At 32.2% G+C, this 17,946-nt stretch carries 20 protein-coding genes and 1 tRNA gene; 7 read left to right on the top strand and 14 right to left on the bottom strand.

Annotated features, from left to right (window positions below; translation table 11 throughout):
- Nucleotides 1-83 precede the first annotated feature (83 nt).
- The 3 genes from ACVC3Y_RS06865 to ACVC3Y_RS06855 all read left to right on the top strand — a co-directional run bounded on the left by ACVC3Y_RS06865 (nucleotide 84) and on the right by ACVC3Y_RS06855 (nucleotide 2,423).
- Complete coding sequence (locus ACVC3Y_RS06865) at nucleotides 84-224, top strand: hypothetical protein (RefSeq protein ID WP_452226471.1); 141 nt, start codon at nucleotides 84-86, stop codon at nucleotides 222-224.
- A 63-nt stretch (nucleotides 225-287) separates the two neighbouring features.
- The gene (locus tag ACVC3Y_RS06860; protein WP_452226470.1) at nucleotides 288-1,712 is read left to right on the top strand and encodes a viperin family antiviral radical SAM protein; all 1,425 of its coding nucleotides are present in this window, start codon (nucleotides 288-290) and stop codon (nucleotides 1,710-1,712) included.
- Between the two features lie 294 nt (nucleotides 1,713-2,006).
- Entirely contained in the window at nucleotides 2,007-2,423 is a 417-nt protein-coding gene (locus ACVC3Y_RS06855) for a 5' nucleotidase, NT5C type (protein ID WP_452226469.1), read from the top strand.
- An 87-nt stretch (nucleotides 2,424-2,510) separates the two neighbouring features.
- Here the strand turns inward: ACVC3Y_RS06855 and ACVC3Y_RS06850 are convergent, their stop codons facing one another.
- The 11 genes from ACVC3Y_RS06850 to ACVC3Y_RS06800 all read right to left on the bottom strand — a co-directional run bounded on the left by ACVC3Y_RS06850 (nucleotide 2,511) and on the right by ACVC3Y_RS06800 (nucleotide 10,588).
- Nucleotides 2,511-3,311, bottom strand: a complete 801-nt coding sequence (locus tag ACVC3Y_RS06850) for a hypothetical protein (RefSeq protein WP_303424153.1) — start codon at nucleotides 3,309-3,311, stop codon at nucleotides 2,511-2,513.
- A 531-nt stretch (nucleotides 3,312-3,842) separates the two neighbouring features.
- Nucleotides 3,843-4,391 (bottom strand): CIA30 family protein, encoded by a 549-nt coding sequence (locus tag ACVC3Y_RS06845; RefSeq protein ID WP_303424154.1) that lies wholly within the window; start codon nucleotides 4,389-4,391, stop codon nucleotides 3,843-3,845.
- Nucleotides 4,381-4,812 (bottom strand): hypothetical protein, encoded by a 432-nt coding sequence (locus ACVC3Y_RS06840; protein ID WP_303424155.1) that lies wholly within the window; start codon nucleotides 4,810-4,812, stop codon nucleotides 4,381-4,383. The genes ACVC3Y_RS06845 and ACVC3Y_RS06840 overlap by 11 nt, the downstream gene beginning before the upstream one ends.
- Before the next feature lie 9 nt (nucleotides 4,813-4,821).
- On the bottom strand, nucleotides 4,822-6,303 hold the full coding sequence (locus ACVC3Y_RS06835) for a cryptochrome/photolyase family protein (protein WP_452226468.1): 1,482 nt from the start codon (nucleotides 6,301-6,303) through the stop codon (nucleotides 4,822-4,824).
- Nucleotides 6,300-6,428 (bottom strand): DUF2256 domain-containing protein, encoded by a 129-nt coding sequence (locus tag ACVC3Y_RS06830; protein ID WP_452226467.1) that lies wholly within the window; start codon nucleotides 6,426-6,428, stop codon nucleotides 6,300-6,302. The genes ACVC3Y_RS06835 and ACVC3Y_RS06830 overlap by 4 nt, the downstream gene beginning before the upstream one ends.
- 2 nt (nucleotides 6,429-6,430) lie before the next feature.
- Complete coding sequence (locus ACVC3Y_RS06825) at nucleotides 6,431-7,057, bottom strand: flavin reductase family protein (protein ID WP_452226466.1); 627 nt, start codon at nucleotides 7,055-7,057, stop codon at nucleotides 6,431-6,433.
- Entirely contained in the window at nucleotides 7,054-8,517 is a 1,464-nt protein-coding gene (locus ACVC3Y_RS06820; protein WP_452226465.1) for an FAD-binding domain-containing protein, read from the bottom strand. The genes ACVC3Y_RS06825 and ACVC3Y_RS06820 overlap by 4 nt, the downstream gene beginning before the upstream one ends.
- Nucleotides 8,514-9,632, bottom strand: a complete 1,119-nt coding sequence (locus ACVC3Y_RS06815; RefSeq protein ID WP_452226464.1) for an FAD-binding domain-containing protein — start codon at nucleotides 9,630-9,632, stop codon at nucleotides 8,514-8,516. The genes ACVC3Y_RS06820 and ACVC3Y_RS06815 overlap by 4 nt, the downstream gene beginning before the upstream one ends.
- Entirely contained in the window at nucleotides 9,633-10,034 is a 402-nt protein-coding gene (locus ACVC3Y_RS06810; protein ID WP_303424161.1) for a DUF2452 domain-containing protein, read from the bottom strand.
- 10 nt (nucleotides 10,035-10,044) lie between these two features.
- Complete coding sequence (locus tag ACVC3Y_RS06805; RefSeq protein WP_452226463.1) at nucleotides 10,045-10,212, bottom strand: Lacal_2735 family protein; 168 nt, start codon at nucleotides 10,210-10,212, stop codon at nucleotides 10,045-10,047.
- 291 nt (nucleotides 10,213-10,503) lie between these two features.
- A tRNA-Ser gene (locus tag ACVC3Y_RS06800) sits at nucleotides 10,504-10,588 on the bottom strand.
- Nucleotides 10,589-10,766: 178 nt separating this feature from the next.
- On the opposite strand from ACVC3Y_RS06800, the gene ACVC3Y_RS06795 reads away from it, so the two are divergent.
- The 4 genes from ACVC3Y_RS06795 to ACVC3Y_RS06780 all read left to right on the top strand — a co-directional run bounded on the left by ACVC3Y_RS06795 (nucleotide 10,767) and on the right by ACVC3Y_RS06780 (nucleotide 14,128).
- Complete coding sequence (locus ACVC3Y_RS06795; protein ID WP_452226462.1) at nucleotides 10,767-11,402, top strand: NAD(P)H-dependent oxidoreductase; 636 nt, start codon at nucleotides 10,767-10,769, stop codon at nucleotides 11,400-11,402.
- A 68-nt stretch (nucleotides 11,403-11,470) separates the two neighbouring features.
- The gene (locus ACVC3Y_RS06790; RefSeq protein ID WP_303424164.1) at nucleotides 11,471-11,932 is read left to right on the top strand and encodes a thioredoxin family protein; all 462 of its coding nucleotides are present in this window, start codon (nucleotides 11,471-11,473) and stop codon (nucleotides 11,930-11,932) included.
- 102 nt (nucleotides 11,933-12,034) lie between these two features.
- Nucleotides 12,035-13,231, top strand: coding sequence for a DegT/DnrJ/EryC1/StrS family aminotransferase (locus tag ACVC3Y_RS06785; protein ID WP_452226461.1), 1,197 nt, complete (start codon nucleotides 12,035-12,037; stop codon nucleotides 13,229-13,231).
- A 144-nt stretch (nucleotides 13,232-13,375) separates the two neighbouring features.
- Nucleotides 13,376-14,128, top strand: a complete 753-nt coding sequence (locus ACVC3Y_RS06780) for a hypothetical protein (protein WP_452226460.1) — start codon at nucleotides 13,376-13,378, stop codon at nucleotides 14,126-14,128.
- Between the two features lie 146 nt (nucleotides 14,129-14,274).
- Here the strand turns inward: ACVC3Y_RS06780 and ribB are convergent, their stop codons facing one another.
- The 3 genes from ribB to ACVC3Y_RS06765 are packed head-to-tail and all read right to left on the bottom strand — an operon-like array spanning nucleotide 14,275 to nucleotide 17,937.
- Nucleotides 14,275-15,432 (bottom strand): 3,4-dihydroxy-2-butanone-4-phosphate synthase, encoded by a 1,158-nt coding sequence (ribB, locus tag ACVC3Y_RS06775; protein WP_303424167.1) that lies wholly within the window; start codon nucleotides 15,430-15,432, stop codon nucleotides 14,275-14,277.
- A gap of 15 nt (nucleotides 15,433-15,447) precedes the next feature.
- Nucleotides 15,448-17,271, bottom strand: a complete 1,824-nt coding sequence (locus ACVC3Y_RS06770) for an LptF/LptG family permease (protein WP_452226459.1) — start codon at nucleotides 17,269-17,271, stop codon at nucleotides 15,448-15,450.
- Nucleotides 17,272-17,301: 30 nt separating this feature from the next.
- Nucleotides 17,302-17,937, bottom strand: a complete 636-nt coding sequence (locus tag ACVC3Y_RS06765; protein ID WP_303424168.1) for a LolA family protein — start codon at nucleotides 17,935-17,937, stop codon at nucleotides 17,302-17,304.
- Nucleotides 17,938-17,946: the final 9 nt, after the last annotated feature.

The raw sequence follows: 17,946 nt of genomic DNA, 5'->3' as shown, positions 1-17,946 counted from the left end.
TTGTAATCATCTTGATATTTACAGTATTAACAAAGGGTTTAGCATGGTGCTGAGCTTTTAAAACTTTAATTAAATAGAATATTATGAGTAATTCAAAACAAAACAACCACCAAGCAAATCAAGGAAATGCTAACAAAGGAACATCAGGAACTAACCCTGCAAATAGTAAAGTGCATGGGAATAGAGGGAAACAGTTAAACCCAAACCAGAACACTAAAAAGTAATTATTAATAATACCTCGCCTTTTTGTAAAGGCGAGGATTAAACTAACCATGAAACTAAAACCAATGAAAAATAAAATAACATTAAGCGGATTTGCGGGTACAGGTAAATCAACAGTAGGTAAACGTATTCAAGAACAATTAAATTTTGAATTCATTTCAGTAGGTAATTATTCTAGGACATTTGCTATGAAAACGTATGGGATGACCATTAACCAATTTCAAAAACATTGCAATAAGCATCCAGAATTGGACAATTTAATTGATGAGAAATTTAAAACAGAATGTAGCAGTAAAGATAATATAGTTATTGATTATAGACTTGGGTTTCATTTCATTAAAAATGCTTTTCATGTACTGTTAAAAGTATCAGATAAAAAGGCATCTGAAAGAATAAGTTTAGGTAATAGAGTAGATGAGGTAACAAGTCCAGAAGCAATTAAGTTAAGAAACGAAGCTATGAGAACGCGCTTTATAGAGCGTTATAATGTGGATTTTACAAACGATAATAATTATGATTTGGTAATCAATACAGATAATATAACTCCTAATGAAGTGGCACAAAAAATAATTAGCCATTATCAAGAGTGTAATTCTGTAATAGCAATTCCAAGCATCAATTTCCATCTTTGGGAGCCATGTAATATGCGTTGTAAATTTTGCTTCGCAACTTTTCAAGATGTTAAGCAAACCATTTTACCAAAAGGACACCTGCCAGAACAAGACGCTATAAAAGTAGTGGAGCAAATTGCAGCAGCAGGCTTCGAAAAAATAACCTTTGCAGGTGGTGAACCTTTATTATGCAAATGGTTACCAAGTTTAATTAAAAAGGCAAAACAATTAGGTATGACTACTATGATAGTAACCAATGGTAGTAAATTAACAGATGCATTTTTAAAAGCAAACAACACATACTTAGATTGGATTGCAGTAAGTGTAGATAGTTTAAAGGACGAAAATAATATTAAAATAGGTAGAGCAGTACCAGGGAAAAAACCATTAAACAAAACAGATTATTATGATCTAGTAAATAGAATAAAGAAACATGGATATGGTTTAAAAATTAACACAGTAGTGAACAAAGTAAACTATAAAGAAAATTTAACAGAATTTATAAAACACGCCAATCCAAAACGATGGAAAGTATTACAAGTATTACCAATAGCAGGACAAAACGATACTAAAATAGATGCTTTTAAAATTACAAAGACCGAGTATAGACACTTTTTAAATACGCATAAAAAAGTTAAAACAATTGTGCCAGAATCTAATGATGAAATTAAAGGAAGTTATGTAATGGTAGATCCTGCAGGACGTTTTTTTGATAATGCAAAAGGTACACATAACTATAGTAAACCCATTTTAGAAGTAGGAGTAGAAGAAGCTATTAAAACTATGGATTATGATTTGGGTAAGTTTTTAAATCGCGGAGGTATATATAATTGGGAGAATAACAATCAATATATAGGAAAGGAGGAAGGTGAACTATGAGTAATAATATAGTAGGGTTTTGTAAATCAGACCATTTTATTCTAAGGCAATGGGACAGATGTATAAACGATAAACTTTTGGTTAAAATATTAAAAAATGTAGAACCAAATAATTGTAATACACTGCTTATTGTTAGTAGAAAAGTATTAAAACAAATGAATAATAAAAGAAACAAAGAGTTATTCATTAAAATAGATAAAAAAACTTTAATTACATGCTTTTATTGTGATTTTCAAGAGTATTGTGCATCAAAAAGAGAGCAAAATTATTTAATAATAAGTAAAATTTAATAGTATGAAAAAGATTGTATTAATAGATATGGATGGCGTTTTAGTTGAACTAGGAGAAGGTTCATTTATTGAAAATAAAGACAAAAAAGGTTTTTTCTTGAATAATAAACCAATGAAAGGTGCAATTCATGCTTTTAAGCAATTAAGTAAAATGTACGATTGTTATATTGTAACAACACCAGTTTGGAGTAACCCAAATTGTTGGAAGGAAAAACGTTTATGGGTAGAAAAGAATATAGGTATTGAAGCAAAAAAACGACTTGTTTTTACCCATCATAAAAACCTGATAAAAGGAGATTACATAATCGATGACACAGTAAATCATGGTGTAGCTGATTTTGAAGGTGAACATATCCATTTTGGTGCAAATATTTATAAAAATTGGTTAGATGTTTTAGTTTATCTAAAATGTAGTTATTAAACTTAAACAGAGGTAATAAAAAAGGCACTAAACAAAACATCCCATACAGCAAAGCCATATGGGATGTTTCTACTACTTCGTTAAAAATTAACCAGCAGCAGCAATTTGCATACAATGCCCTTGTGCAAGTGCATACAATTCGCCATTTACCATTTGGTAAAACACAATAGCAGTTCCTGCAAATAAAGATGTAGTTGCGGGTATAGGCGCATAAGCCGTTAAGTCTACTGTTAAATCGGTTGCTGCACCAACCATACCACTTAAAGCAATAGCATCGCTATAGCTTACATCGCCATGTCCATTAGCATTTTCTTCTACAGGCTCATAAGATTTTAGAGCAGGTTCCCATTCATAATTACTGGTATAACCAGCGGCTAATGCTAGTTTACAATGGGTGGCACCTTCTGGTATATTAATATACGTTTCTGTATTAAAATCAGGAATAGACCAAGTTACGGTATCCCGACTGGCGTTAATAGTTGGCCCTACATTAGGAGCGTTAAACTGACTGTCAAAAGGCTTGGTCTTATCAAAGTTAAAACCAAAAAAAGTAGCGCTATTATCTACCACATTAATGCTGCGAGAACCACGAGTACCAATACCATTCGATACTACGTTACGCATAATACCCGTAATTCGTGCGCTTAAATAATTATCACCAACCAATCTGGCAATTCCAGAAAAGCTTTCTCTAAAGGCTTTACCGCATCGCGCTGCACCTCCAAATTCTTGCATATTTTCTCGCGTACGCTTGTACGCAGGGTCGTTTAATATGCGTTTTTTACTAACGTTACTTTTGGTTTTCACAAAATTGTCGCCGTTCTTTCTAAAAAAGGTTAAACCATCTAAGGTTCCTTCCAAACGAATAAATGAATTGTTCTTTGCCATATTATTAAAATTTATGATGCATGTAGCTTATGGCATACGAAAGCTACATAACGCATCTAGTTAAACAAAATACCCAAGTATGGCCAAATATGGGTGTATAAATAAAAAGGGTTTTTTGTAGTTCTCTATAAAACCGGTATTATATAGATAGTAAATAAACACCTAATACAATTAACTGTAAATCAAACATATAAAATATTTTCGTATTCAAAAGCGTATCCAAATCAGGCATTCGCAACAAAATATAGAAAATTTTCTCAATCGTTTAATAACTAACGAATTATAGCAGATAAATTTTAAAATTCTTACAAATACCCGAAAGGCAATTAAGAATCTCATAAAAATGAAAACTAGAAGTAAAAAATATAACAACAAAAAAGCACAACAAACAAAAATACAAGAACTGCGTACTAGTATCTCCTCGGGTGCTCCCTCGGTGCTCCTTCGGATATACGTCGGATATGCGTCGGGTGTAGATAAAAATAGATACAGCACAAGTTAAAGCGCAACTACAATGATTACAAACCGTTTTTAATGTAAAAAAAGAGCATCTATTTTCAGTACAAAGGTTTCTGCCTTTTGGTTAGCAATTAAAAAAGCAATTTCTTCAATAGCAGATCCGTCATAATTTGGCATATCCAGCTTGCGCCCCCTAAACGTAGGGTAGAGGTCTAATAACCTTATACTAATATCTTGCCACTCCTTTGTGGTGTCAAAATAAGTGACATAAGAGTAGTAGTCAGAAGACTTTCTTTTTATTCTAAATTGATACCTTTTTCCATCCCCTTGTACCCTTAAAATAAGTTTAGAAACAGTATGGGTGTTTATTTTGTCAAAACGATACCGCAACATAGAAAATCCACCATTGTTTTCTAAAGAAACATGTCCTTCAAACACACCATGACCTGTAGGGGCAACATAAAAATGCCCAGAAGATTTGCCTCCCATTACTACATCGTCCACAACCTGCCATTCTTTGGTGTTGCTATTCGTTTTAAAGTCAAAAAGAAGTATAGGTTGTTCCATGGTTACAATAAGTAAAATTAGTAGTTGTACAGTGGTATTTAGGTTAATAATCATAATAACGCAAGTCTAGAAAGGTGTTTTTTAAGGCAGTCATTTTAGCAATAAACCGAATATTGTTTTTATAGTTTTTGTTTTTCCGAAACCGTATAAAATGCCCATTGGCGTGAATACTAAAAGTTTGTGTACTGTATAGTACTAATCTATAGTAGGGGATAACCCAAGAATACCGATCTAAATTATTAGTAAAGTGTACTATAATACCTTTAGGTCTTAATTCTATATTAGAATATTTAATAGAAGCAGTTGTTTCTAACGAACAAAGTGTTGTGCTAATTTCAGAAAGGATAAACCTACTAGAGCCAACACCTCCCATTTTTATTTTTTCTAGAAAGCTAAACGAAGGACCTAGAGTTTCAGTACAAGTTTTGGTGTATTTTTCATTCTTATAACTGGTATTAAAAAAAAGTGTAGCCATAATAATAACTTATAAAGATTGTAAATAGTTATTTGCATTTTTTAAGTGCATTTGTTGTTTTTCAGCAGGCATTTTGTCAAACATTCTAACCAGCATACCTAGTCTCGGATTAGATAAAAAGAAATCCCGATGCACATGCATAAACCTCCAGAAAAGACCATCCCAAGTTGCTTGCCAAGGGCCTTTTTTGTAGTTGCTCATTTTCATAAGGTAATTACTGCCGCTTATATAAGGCTTACTAGCCATTAAACCTCCATCTGCAAACTGACTCATGCCATACACATTAGTTACCATTACCCAATCGTAAGCATCAATAAAAAACTCCATAAACCATTTGTAAACCTCGTCTGGGTCAAACTCACAAAGCAACATAAAATTACCAAGTACCATAAGGCGTTCTATGTGGTGGCAATACCCAGTTTTTAATATTTTTTTTATGGTTTGGTCTATGGGAGTAATACCTGTAGTGCCTTTGTAAAAAGAGTCAGGAATTTTCTTTTTGAACTTCCAAAAGTTAGTAGTACGCTCTTCGCTTCCTCTAGACTCATAAACCCCTCTTATAAATTCTCTCCAGCCTATTATTTGCCGTACAAAACCTTCTGTAGAATTAATAGGTATATTGTTTTCCTTAGCATATATTAAAGCAGCATCAATGATTTCTTTCGGAGTAATTAATCCTACATTAAGCATAGGTGTGAGCACGCTATGATTTAGAATTGTGTTTTCTGCAACAATAGCATCTTCATACGTACCAAACTCCATAAAACGCTGTTCAAAAAACTGCTGCAACCATACGCGAGAAGCTTCAAAACTAGTAGGGTACAAGGGCAAAGCACTTAGTGTGCCTAAATGCGAATGAAAATACTTTTCTACATAGGTTTTAGCCTCCTCATAATACTTGTCTGTATCGGGGTAAAAAATAACAGGAGCTATTTTTTTAGCAGGATATTTTTTTCTGTTTTCGCTGTCAAAAGTCCATTTTCCACCTGTAGGTTTTCCGTCAGGATCAATAAGAATATTGCGTTTTTTTCGCTGTGCTGTATAAAAAGAAGTTTGGTGGTATTTCTTTTTATCAGCCTTAAAAAATGCACTTAAATCTTCTGTAGTATTTAAAAACAATGGAGACGCATATTGGGTGCTAGAAATAGCGCTTTCGCGGAAACCCAAATCTAATCTTTTTTGCAACCAATTATCGGTAGGATCTATATAGTAAATATGCGAAACCCCTTGGCGTTTTAATTCAGGAAGCAGGAAGCGTATATCAGAAATAGGCGCTATAGCCTCTACATAATATACTTCTGCATTTTTCTCCTCCCGAAGAAAATCGGCATACCGCTGCATAGTCGCTCTATGGAAGGCAATTTTTTGTTTGTGAAAAGCATATTGTTTAAAAAATAAATACGCTTCCACAATATAAAAAGGAGCATCGTTTTTAAATAGCGGAGAGGCTTCAAATAACTGATGCGGAAATACAAGGTTTATGTTTTTCATTTGTTCTTTCTGCAGCGTACACTGCAATATTTTACAGCTTCCCAATCCTTTGCCCATTTTTTACGCCAGGTAAAAGAACGATTGCAAACGATGCAGATTTTTTCAGGAAGGTGTTGTTTTTTCATCTTTAAAATTCTGGGATTTCAGAAACTCTCACATACGGAAACGTTTCCGTTTTATGTAAAGTATAATAAGTGTTTAGACCAGAAATACCTACGCTATTACTAGCCTCTAAGTCTATAGTATCATCTATTAGTGCACCATCAGGAAAGTGAATGTGCTCTACCTCTCCAATAACTAAAGTAGTACCATTAAGTGTAATGTCTATAGCTTCTTTAAATCGCATTCCCATTTTAAAAACACTTTCTTTTACAAAGGGGGCTTTAAAATCTGTTATAAATTCTGCAGTAAGGTTGCAACGTTCAAATTCAGAGATACTAGCATCTAATTTAGCAGAGGTGTAATGTGCGTTTTTTATAAAGGAAGGATGTATATGATTAATAGTATAATATCCAGTTTCTTGAATGTTTTTATAGGTATGACTAAAATCTTTTGTAATAGGTCTACAAATAAAACCAATTAGCGCAGGATTACTTCCTAGATGTACTATAGAACTAAATATAGCTAGATTTGTTTTTCCTTCTGCATTTACAGTACCTAAAAGATTAGCAGGTTTGATACCCGTTATAGAATTTATAATTTTTAGTTTGCTAACGCGGTCTAGCGCTTCAATGTCTTTTTTTGTGTAAATCATATTATTTTTTTGTTTACCAGTGTGTTTAGTAATCGTTTCTTTTCTCGTTCTACTAAAGGGTGTTTTTTATGTCCCCAAATTTTATCTCGTGCTTGTTTGGCGCTTTCTTGTAAATCTATAATAGGAAAAGGATAATCTTTGCCTAGTGTAAAATTGTAAAAGGTTTGTTCCATTACGGTCATTTTCCAGGGTTCATGAATATGTGGAATAGGCACGTTAGCGAGTTCAGGAATCCATTTTTTTATGAATACACCCTCAGGATCATGTGTTTTAGAATTTTTTATAGGGTTATACAAACGAACCGTATTTATTCCTGTTGTACCAGCTTGCATTTGAAATTGCGGATAATGAATACCAGGTTCATAATCTAAAAATTGTTTGGCTAAATAGTAGGTGCCATCTCTCCAGTCTTGATCTAGATTTAATGTTAAAAACGAAACGACCATTGCACGCATTCTAAAGTTAATCCATCCTGTTTCTTTTACTGCTCGCATGCAGGCATCAATTAAAGGGTAACCTGTAGTTCCTGTTTTCCAGGCTTTTAAAAAAGCATTGTTTCTAGTGTGTACTAGTAATTCGTAACCACTATTAATACAAGCCGTTTCATAGCTACAAGCGGTTTCAAACTTTTGTATAAAATGACAATGCCAATGTAACCTAGTTAACATAGCAGAAAATGCATTGCTGTTTTTAGTACCGTTAGGATGTGTACCCACAAATTGAAAAACTTGTTTAATACTTATGTTGCCCCAGGCCAAGTAAGGCGATAGCCTACTACAAGACTTTCTACTTTGTGTAGGTTTTGAAATGTGTTTTTGGTAGTTAAAGCCCCTTTGTTCTGTAAAGCTCTTGAGGTAACGCCATGCATTACGTTCTCCAGCAGGCTGATACTGTTTAGGGTATTCTTGTAGTTTTTTTTCTAGTTTTTGAGGAAGTATAAAAGGATGTGTATATGCATCCATTTGATTAACCGAATAGTTGTTTACACAAATAGCTGTATGCATTGTTTTACCCCATAGCGTATTCCAAGTATCTCTATTTTTAATGCCACGTATAATGCCATCTCTTTGAAATTCTTTCCAAATAATATGTTTTGTTTTACAAAATGTTTTTAATAATTTATCTCTTTGCCATGTAATTTGTATTCCGCTTTCTTGATAACTAAATAGGTTTTTAATTTCAAATTTTTGATGCAGATAACTAAATACTTCAATAGCTTCCTGATAAAATACTTCAACCTTTCTATTAAAAGGAGCAAGCGTTTTATTTAATTCTAATATAGAATGATATACAAATTGTAAATGTCTTAAGCTTGTGTCTGGATGCCTAATTAAAGAAGGTTCAAATAAATAAACAATAAAATAAGGCGTACCATCTGCTTCAGCCTTAAATAAAGGCTCGTGATCTTGAGAGCGTATATCTCGCTTTAACCAAACTATATTTATAACCTGTTTTTTCAATAATCTAGCTGTTTTTTACATTTTTTCCAGAAACTAAAAAAAGAAGGGTAGTAGCCACCTACTGTAAACATCCAATCTCTAGGTGCTTCTGTGCCTTTGTAATGTGTTTGTAGCGGGTGTTCTTTAAAATAGATATTTGTAGAAGGGTGTTTGGTAGTAAAGGCATCAAATTCTCCTATGTAGATTTGTATATCTGTAATGTTTTCTTTAGAAATTGCAAGAATGAAATCTAAAGTTTTCTGTGCTATTGGGTATTTTTCAAAATGCGAAGGCTCTAATAATAAAACTCTATTTGCAGTAATTTCTTTTTTCCAATTAGGATCTAGATTATAAAAATTATAAATACAAGTAGGAAGGTTTTTATTTATGGTAATACCTTTCTGTTTTGGTAGTATCGTTTTTAAGCTTAAGCTTGAAATGTCTTGCAGTTTCGAGGGGATAGTAGACAAAGGAAGATGCGTATAACTGACATCTAAATACGTGTTTTTTTGGTCTGTAAAACAGAATTTATTAATGTTGTCTTGATTTGCAACATACTTTTTATTTGCATTAGTTCCAGCAACCCATTGCCAACTTAGTGCATTACTAGCCCAATCTGCATCTAATAGATGGTAATACATCCATTGTGCTGGTAGTTTCCAGTAACTTTGCGCTATGTTACAAGTTAAAGCAGCAATATACATGCGTACGTGGTTATGTATATATCCTGTAGCATAAAAATTTGTAATCGCTTTATCTATGGCTTCAATACCAGTATTCGCATTTAAAATAGCCGTTGGAATTCCTTTATTTAAAACGGGTGTTTGTTTTTGTTTCATGTTTTCATTAATACTATCTCCTTTTGCAATCCAAACCTGTTGCCAATAATCTCTCCATGCTAGTTCTTGAATGAATTTTTCTATTTGTATGGGTGGATAACCTCTTTGTAATATTTCTGAAAGTATCAATTTTGTAGAAATAACACCTCTTGAAATATAAGGAGATAAGTAACTAACAGCTCCATTTGTATAATTTCTTGTTGTGGTATATTTAATGGGGTCTATAGTACGAATACGTTCAAGTATTTCTGTGTAAGAAATAGGAAATAATATGTTTTGTTGTTTTACTGAGGCCATTTATACTTTTTCCCAAATTTGTTCTGCATTTAAATAAAAGCTTCCTAGTGCATTAAAATTACATTCTTCAGGTGCTATAATAGAAAGAAAAGTTTCGTTGTTGTCTCTTTTGTATAGGTGATATACTTGCCCAATAATAGGTTCAAAAGAAAATGTAGCTTCAAAAATAAGTTTGTTGTATTCAAATTCTTGCATTAACTTTTCATAGGCAGATTTAAGCTCTAAATATTTGGTTTCTACTTTGTGGTTAATTTTATGGATGCTTCTGTTTTTCCAAGCAATGGTATCTGTGGTAGTAATTTTAGGTGCGCCTACAGAAGTTGCATAAGGTTTAATAGCTGCATCATATCTTTGTGTATCTTCATTAAAAACAACATTGTCCGGTTTCTTTTTTTTTATCATCAAAGTGCGTTTATAGGTTTAATTTTGCTAGTTTCTTCATTACTTCTTCAGCTTCAAATGTTTTTTGATCACTTTTTTTTCTATTGGTTGAAGAAAGTGTATATGCCTCTTCTAGGAGTTTAGCATATTGTTCTTTTAGTTTTTCTTTCTCTGATTTCTTTTTGAATAATCCGAACATTTGTATTTGGTATCTATTTTATCACTAAATTTTTTATAAAGATACAAAATGTCTAACTATTTTTTAAAATAATTAGACAAAAAAAACAGCACTAACACTTTGTTAAGGCCAGCATTTTGTTGATTTTATGTTATAAAAAAGGATTTAAATAGTGAGATGTTTAATTAGATCTTAAGATTTTAAAAGCGTTTAGTACGTCGTAGATAGTTTGAGAAGAGATTGAAAAAATATCAAATGGCTGACACCTAAAAAAACAAAGCCCTATAAACATTGCGTTTACAGGGCTTTTTGCGGAGAAAGAGGGATTCGAACCCCCGGAGGTGTGACCCTCAACAGTTTTCAAGACTGCCGCATTCGACCACTCTGCCATTTCTCCTTGAGTGCCTCATTGGATATTCTCCAAATGCGAGTGCAAATATATAATCCTTTTTGCTTCTTACCAATAAAAAAATGAAGTTTTATTTCTTTTTTTTTAGCAATACGAAATAATATTTAGAGACAACTTGGTAATTAACGCGTTACAAATAGTACTTTTGCGAAAATAAATACTTAAAATGAATATAATAGACCATCTATCTTGGCGATATGCAACCAAAAACTTCAATGAATCGCAGTTAATAAACCCAGAATCTTTGCAAATTTTGTGTGATGCTTTTAACCTAACTGCAACATCGTATGGCTTGCAACCTATAAAGTTGGTGGTAATTCAAGATAAAAAATTACAGGCTAGTTTGGTTGCACATTCTATGAATCAACAGCAAGTAGCACAAGCTTCGCATGTATTCGTATTTTGTATTGAAACCAATATTGATAAAGCATTTATTCTAAATTATTTTAATAGAGTGAAACAATTAAGAAACACTCCAGATGCGATTTTACAACCTTTTAGAGATTTCTTAATCGAAGATTTTTCTAATAAACAACAAGAAGCTATCGAAGATTGGGCAACCAAGCAAGCGTATCTTGCTATGGGAAACATGCTAACCGTTTGTGCTACGCAAGGAGTAGATGCTTGTCCAATGGAAGGCTTTAATCCTAATAAATACGACGAAATTTTAGACTTAAAAACGAAAGGTTTAAAATCGGTATTAATAATGCCAATTGGTTACAGAGCAGAAGATGATATATTTGCAGGATTTAAAAAAGTAAGAAAAAAAGTTTCAGAATCCGTAATTATACACAAACAATAAACTGGCAAGATTGTTGTTATATTAAAAAAATAGATACATTTGTAAAACCCACAAAACCAAATCCTAAAATGAAAAATCTAATCTTAATAATAGCTTTTGCTTTTGTAAGCACTGTGTTTGCTCAAGAAGAAGCAATATCTAATCTTAATTGGTTAACAGATTTCAACCAAGCAAAATCTATTTCATCTAAAGAAAAGAAACCCATTTTAGTATATTTTACAGGAAGCGATTGGTGTCCTCCATGTAAGATGTTAAAGGAGGATTTTTTTAATACTCCAGAGTTTGAAGAAAAAGCAAATAATATGGTTTTATTAATGGTAGATATGCCAAGAAGAGTGGATATTATTACTCCAGAACAAAAGAAAAAAAACACAGCATTAGTTAATAAATATAATAAAAGTGGAGGCTATCCAAATATTGTAGCTTTAAACGATAAGGGGAATGTAATTGGTGAAATTTCAGGATATACTTTCTTGCGTGAAACCGATAGACACAATGCATTTGTAGATTCTGTTTTAGAGAATTACTAATAAAATGTAAACCTATTAAAAAGCGTTAAAACTTATAGTTTTAGCGCTTTTTTTATTCCTAAGATTAATCGTAAATTTGCTTTTTAATAACGATATAAGTATATGCCAGGATTTGAACTTTTTGGAGATAAAGAACGTAAAGAAGTAAACGACGTATTAGAAAACGGCGTGCTCATGCGTTATGGATTCGATGCCATGCGAAATGGACATTGGAAAGCAAAAGAACTAGAACAAGCCTTACAAGACAAACTACAAGTACAACACGCACAATTAGTATCAAGTGGTACAGCTGCAGTTTCTATTGCATTAGCTGCAGCAGGAATTGGAGCAGGAGATGAGGTGATTATGCCAACATTTACTTTTGTTGCAAGTTTTGAAGCGATTATGATGCTTGGCGCTGTTCCGGTTTTAGTAGATATTGACGATACACTTACTTTAAATCCTGAAGCAGTAAAAAAAGCAATTACAGCAAATACAAAAGCAATTATGCCTGTGCATATGTGCGGAAGTATGGCCGATTTAGATGCCTTAAAAGGAATTTGTGATGCTAATGATTTAATCTTAATTGAAGATTCTTCGCAAGCAACTGGTGCAACGTACAAAGGAAAACCACTTGGTAGTATTGGTGATTTAGGTTGCTTGTCTTTAGATTTTGTGAAAATTATTACTGCTGGCGAAGGTGGAGCTGTACTTACCAACAATCCTAAATACGCATTACATGCCGATCATTTTAGTGATCATGGTCACGATCATAAAGGAAACGATAGAGGTGCAGAAACACATCCTTTTTTAGGCTACAACTTTAGAATTTCCGAATTACATGCAGCAGTTGGTTTAGCACAAATAAATAGATTGGATGAGTTTGTTGCGATACAGAAAAAAAACTATAGCATACTTCAAGATGCTTTATCACAAATACCAGAAGTTACTTTTAGAACCGTTCCAGAAGGAGGAGTGGAAAGTTATTCGTTTTTAAGTTTCTTTTTGCCAGATTTAGAAACGTCTAGAAAAGCTTCGACTGCACTAAAAGAAAATGGTATCGATGCCTGTTTTCATTATTATGATAACCAATGGCATTATATTAGAAAATGGCAACACCTTAAAGATTTAAAGACATTGTATCCTATTCCTGCCGAAGTAAAAGAAGGATTAAAATATCTGGAAAACGCAGATTATTCTGTGTCTGATGCTTTTATTGCTAGAAATATATCTTGTTTAATAAAACTATCTTGGACAGAGGCTGAGGTTAAAGAACGAGCAAAGAAAATGCAACAAGTTATAAGAACAGCAATTCTGTAGAAAAAAAATAAAATGTAAAAAATCTCTTTTTAGCAAATGCTTAAAAGGGATTTTTTTTGCTTAAAAAATTATTTTCATAATGTTAACCTTTTTGATTTTTAGAGTATAAATGTTAAAATCTAATTATTTAAAAGTCTATTAATCATGAAATTATTACAAACAATTAACCAAAATTTTTTTCTTTTTACAATTCTTGCTATTGTATCTGTGTCTTGTAGCATAGATGGATTAGAAGAGAACGAACAACAGCAACAACAATCTACTTCTTTAAATGACTTACAGGGAAACTGGATACGAGTTGGTGGCAATAACCCAATTAATAATGGTGTAAAAATACATGTCGATAACAATATTGGAAAGATAACAGAACCGCAACAATCTGGTTATGCTATTGGGGATGAAAAGTGGATAGATATTTTTGGATTAGGAGCTGGAGAATATACGCATGAAGAGTTGGGTAGTGATTACAACTATTATCCAGCTACCATAAAATATGGAGTAGACGATACTTTGCGTGTAGATGTAAACCATTCTGGTGCTGGGAATATTCAAAAATGGGTTAGAGAATCCAATTATACTCCACAAAGTGTTTTTTTAGAAGTACTTGAAGGAAGTTGGATTCGAGTAGGAGGTAATAATGCAACAAATAATGACCTTGTAATAGCTGTAACTAATACAACTGGTACTATAACGGATGCGGCATTATCTGGATTTAATATTGGAGATGTTAAGTGGAAAGATATATATGCAATTGATGCTAATAGTTTTATTTACGAAGAGCTTGGTAGCGATTATAATTACTATAATTCATTTATGGAACTTGGAGTTGCAGATACTTTAAGCATTTCAGTTGGTTATAATGGTTCTGGTAATATTCAGAAGTGGGTAAGACAATAATCAAGAGCTACATAAAATACAATAAACCGAGAAATACATCGCATATTTATTTTTTGGTAAAATAGTAAAGATGCTATTAATCGATGTTAAGAGAAACCCTAAGCTAAGGCTAGATGGTTTCTCTTTTCGTATGCTATAGATTGTTATTAATAGCCTACGTATTCTACAATTTCTAATCCATAACCAATCATACCAACACGTTTTGTTTGTTGTGTGTTAGATATTAATTTAAGTTTATGAATGTTTAAATCATGTAGTATTTGAGCTCCAATACCAAAATCTTTATTATCCATTGCTATTGCCGGAGCTTTAGCTATGGATCCTTCGGTTTGATTTTCTTTTAGTAACGTTAGACGTTTTAATAAATTTAAAGATTGCGATTGTTGGTTAATAAATAAGATGGCACCTTTTCCTTCTTGATTTATAACACGAAACATATCGTCTAGCTTCTCATCTGCATTATTAGTTAACGTACCAAGAATATCATTGTTTATTAGTGTTGAATTTACTCTTGTTAAAACAGGTTCATTTGTTGTCCAATCTCCTTTAGTAAGTGCAATATGAACTTGATCGTTTGTTGTTTGTTGGTATGCTCGTAATCTAAAACTACCAAAACGAGTTTCAATGTTAAAGTCTTCTTTTTTCTCTATTAAAGAATCGTGATCCATTCTATAAGCGACTAGGTCTTCAATTGAAACAATTTTCAAATCAAATTTTTCAGCTACCTCAAAAAGTTGTGGTAAACGTGCCATGGTTCCATCTTCGTTCATTATTTCTACAATAACTCCAGCAGGTTGTAACCCTGCTAAACGAGCAAAATCGATAGCAGCTTCTGTATGGCCTGTTCTACGTAAAACACCACCTTCTTTTGCGACAAGAGGAAAAATATGTCCAGGTCTTGCTAGGTCGAAAGGTTTCGTGTCCTTTTGTACTAAAGATTTAATAGTTAAAGCACGATCGCTAGCAGAGATTCCAGTAGTTACTCCTTGACCTTTTAGGTCTACCGAAACTGTAAATGCAGTTTCCATAGGATCTGTATTATTGGTTACCATCATGTGTAACCCTAATTCTTTACAACGGTCTTCTGTTAAAGGTGCACAAATTAAACCACGACCATGTGTAGCCATAAAGTTTATCATTTCAGGGCTTACTAATTCTGCTGCAGCTAAAAAATCACCTTCATTTTCTCTGTCTTCATCGTCTACAACAATAATTACTTTTCCATTTTTAATGTCATTAATGGCATCTTCAATAGTGTTTAGTTTATAACTTTTTTTATTGCTGTTTTCTACTTTTGTTATCATGTTGCAAAGATATTCTTATTTTAATGTATTTGAAAAGTCTTCATTAATTTTATTTCGTTTTAAAAAGTGTGTTAAAGGATAAAAAACGAAACCAAGAAGTAATATTATTGGGTTTTTAGAATTTGTTTTCTTCTCTAATAAAGCATAAAGAGCATTGGTGTTTAAAAATGATTTTACATAGTAGATAAGTGTCATAGCAAAAGAGATGATACTTAATTGTACTGCTGCGGAAGCAAAATTAGGAAGTTTATTGTTTTTAAAAACGAGGTATAAAATAATTAAAAGGAGTCCAGAGATATAAAAAATTAATGCCGTTTTAGAATGAAAACTATAGTTTTTAAACATCGATTTTACTTTCTCTTTATTTTCTGGTTTTACTTCATATTCTTCAGTTACCGAATCTTTTTCAGTATTCGACTGTATTTTAAATACTTTTTTTATTGGTTCAATAATATGATCAAACTCAAATAAACCTCTATCAGCAGTTGCTCTTTTCGTTAGGAAAACGCCAAGTGGAAACATGATCATTGTGGAAATCCAAGGTGCAATCATTGGGTTTATACTTCCGTCGTTTGCACTATTTTTTGCGAAAATACCAATAAAGTGATAGGTTAAAAATAATAAAATAGCAATAACCATTGGTAAGCCTATTCCTCCTTTTCTAATTAATGCCCCTAGTGGCGCACCTACAAAAAATAGAATGATACAGGCAAAACCTAAAGCAAATTTTTCATGAAATGCTACAATATGCTTATTGTAATTGGTTTGTTTGTTTGCAATAAATTTCACTTTAGTATTCATCATTTGCTTCGTACTGTTCGTGCTGTTTAATGCTAAATCTATTAGTTGAATTTTCTTTTTAGTTTCATATAAACTTAATACATCTCCATTAAAAATGGTGTCCTTTTTTAAGCGTAAACCATTATCAAGTGAGGCTACTTGAGATCTGTTGTATAAATCTTCAGAAAAGATATCAAAGTCTTTTTTATTTTCTACGGTTAGTGAGTCTATGGTATAGTTTAAATCTGCAATATTAAGCATGCTGTATTTGTCGGATACATTTTTTTCGTCTAAATCTTGACTATTTTCTTCCGATAAATCTATGTTGACGGTGTATTTTTTAAAGGCACTCTTTACTAGAGGATTTTTTTCTCTTTCTTTAAAGTTGTTAGGAGGCGTATCATCATAAAAGTAGCCATCATGCAATATTAGTTTTAATACACTAGATTTTTCGTTACCAATAAGTTCTCCAGATTTTGAAACAATTGTTCTATAATTTTTATTTCCTCTTGTCGAGCTGCTTTTTACATGTATTACAACACCTTTAAGGTCTTTGCCATTTAAGCCACTTTTTTCTTCCACCTTAATATTAAAGTTGCCAACATCGTTAAATTGCCCTTCTGCAATAGCCATTGCAGGTTTTAATTTTTGAATATTTTTTCTAAGGTTATAAGAATTGTATTCTCCCCAAGGTATTACGCTGTTACTAAAAAAGAATGTGGTTACACCAAGTATACCAATAAATATACCTAAACCAGCCATGGCACGTTGTAATGAGATACCAGTAGATTTCATGGCTGCAAACTCATAGTTTTCGGCAAAATTACCAAATACCATTATAGACGCTAGTAGTATAGTTAGTGGTAATACTAAAGGAATTAGCTTTGGTGAATAATAAAGTAAGAACTTTAAAACGACAATTAGGTCTAAGTCTTTACCCGCTAATTCTTTAATAAATAGCCAAATTGTTTGTAAAACAAAAATCAGCATGAGTATTAAAAACACGCTGATAAAGGTCTTTAGGTAAGTGTTTAAAATGTATCTGTCTAATATTTTCACACTTTAATTGTATTACTATTTTTTAATGTACTAATCTAACTTTTCTATATAGTAGTCTTTAAACTTACTTTCGTCAAAGGTAAATAAGGTTTTTGAAATAGTCTCGTTTGTTTTAAAAGAATTAACGGTTAAAGTAGTTTTTGTTCCGTTTTTTCCTGTTTCAATTAAATTGTAAATATGTTTTGTTTGCGCATCTATTCCTAGAAGCACTGATTTTATTTCCGAATTTGAATCGATAGGAGTCAATTTTACATATTGTATTTTTCTTCCTTGTACATTTTGAACGATGTCCATAACATAGGTGAATCCGTCTTCATAAAAAGATAACATTTTACTTGGTGTTATACTTCCTTCGTCGTCCATACTTTCCGAAGAAATAGTTACTTGTTCGTCTTCAGGACTTATGCTGTATAGTGTTTTTCCGTTATATATTCTGGTTATACCAAGAATGTTTAGTTTGAATTTTTCACCTTGCATTACTACATCACCACGTGTTTCTTGTTTAATATTCTCGGCAGTATTATGCAGCATATATTTAAAGTCTATAGCTATATTATCATAGCTTTTTACTTTTTGGGAAACTTCGTCTAATAAGGTTTTAGCTTCATTTTGAGCAAAGCTTGTAATACTTAATAAAATGGTGAATATGAAAATTAACTTCTTCATAATAAATAC

The organism is Lacinutrix cladophorae, assembly GCF_053604645.1.
The sequence above is the reverse complement of the archived record's forward strand: the minus strand, read 5'-3'. Positions and strand labels throughout refer to the sequence as shown.

Coding starts and splice junctions, on each gene's coding strand:
- ACVC3Y_RS06865 (WP_452226471.1), top strand. CDS start 84: ATGAGTAATTCAAAACAAAACAACCACCAAGCAAATCAAGGAAATGCT.
- ACVC3Y_RS06860 (WP_452226470.1), top strand. CDS start 288: ATGAAAAATAAAATAACATTAAGCGGATTTGCGGGTACAGGTAAATCA.
- ACVC3Y_RS06855 (WP_452226469.1), top strand. CDS start 2,007: ATGAAAAAGATTGTATTAATAGATATGGATGGCGTTTTAGTTGAACTA.
- ACVC3Y_RS06850 (WP_303424153.1), bottom strand. CDS start 3,311: ATGGCAAAGAACAATTCATTTATTCGTTTGGAAGGAACCTTAGATGGT.
- ACVC3Y_RS06845 (WP_303424154.1), bottom strand. CDS start 4,391: ATGATTATTAACCTAAATACCACTGTACAACTACTAATTTTACTTATT.
- ACVC3Y_RS06840 (WP_303424155.1), bottom strand. CDS start 4,812: ATGGCTACACTTTTTTTTAATACCAGTTATAAGAATGAAAAATACACC.
- ACVC3Y_RS06835 (WP_452226468.1), bottom strand. CDS start 6,303: ATGAAAAACATAAACCTTGTATTTCCGCATCAGTTATTTGAAGCCTCT.
- ACVC3Y_RS06830 (WP_452226467.1), bottom strand. CDS start 6,428: ATGAAAAAACAACACCTTCCTGAAAAAATCTGCATCGTTTGCAATCGT.
- ACVC3Y_RS06825 (WP_452226466.1), bottom strand. CDS start 7,057: ATGATTTACACAAAAAAAGACATTGAAGCGCTAGACCGCGTTAGCAAA.
- ACVC3Y_RS06815 (WP_452226464.1), bottom strand. CDS start 9,632: ATGGCCTCAGTAAAACAACAAAACATATTATTTCCTATTTCTTACACA.
- ACVC3Y_RS06810 (WP_303424161.1), bottom strand. CDS start 10,034: ATGATAAAAAAAAAGAAACCGGACAATGTTGTTTTTAATGAAGATACA.
- ACVC3Y_RS06805 (WP_452226463.1), bottom strand. CDS start 10,212: ATGTTCGGATTATTCAAAAAGAAATCAGAGAAAGAAAAACTAAAAGAA.
- ACVC3Y_RS06795 (WP_452226462.1), top strand. CDS start 10,767: ATGAATATAATAGACCATCTATCTTGGCGATATGCAACCAAAAACTTC.
- ACVC3Y_RS06790 (WP_303424164.1), top strand. CDS start 11,471: ATGAAAAATCTAATCTTAATAATAGCTTTTGCTTTTGTAAGCACTGTG.
- ACVC3Y_RS06785 (WP_452226461.1), top strand. CDS start 12,035: ATGCCAGGATTTGAACTTTTTGGAGATAAAGAACGTAAAGAAGTAAAC.
- ACVC3Y_RS06780 (WP_452226460.1), top strand. CDS start 13,376: ATGAAATTATTACAAACAATTAACCAAAATTTTTTTCTTTTTACAATT.
- ribB (WP_303424167.1), bottom strand. CDS start 15,432: ATGATAACAAAAGTAGAAAACAGCAATAAAAAAAGTTATAAACTAAAC.
- ACVC3Y_RS06765 (WP_303424168.1), bottom strand. CDS start 17,937: ATGAAGAAGTTAATTTTCATATTCACCATTTTATTAAGTATTACAAGC.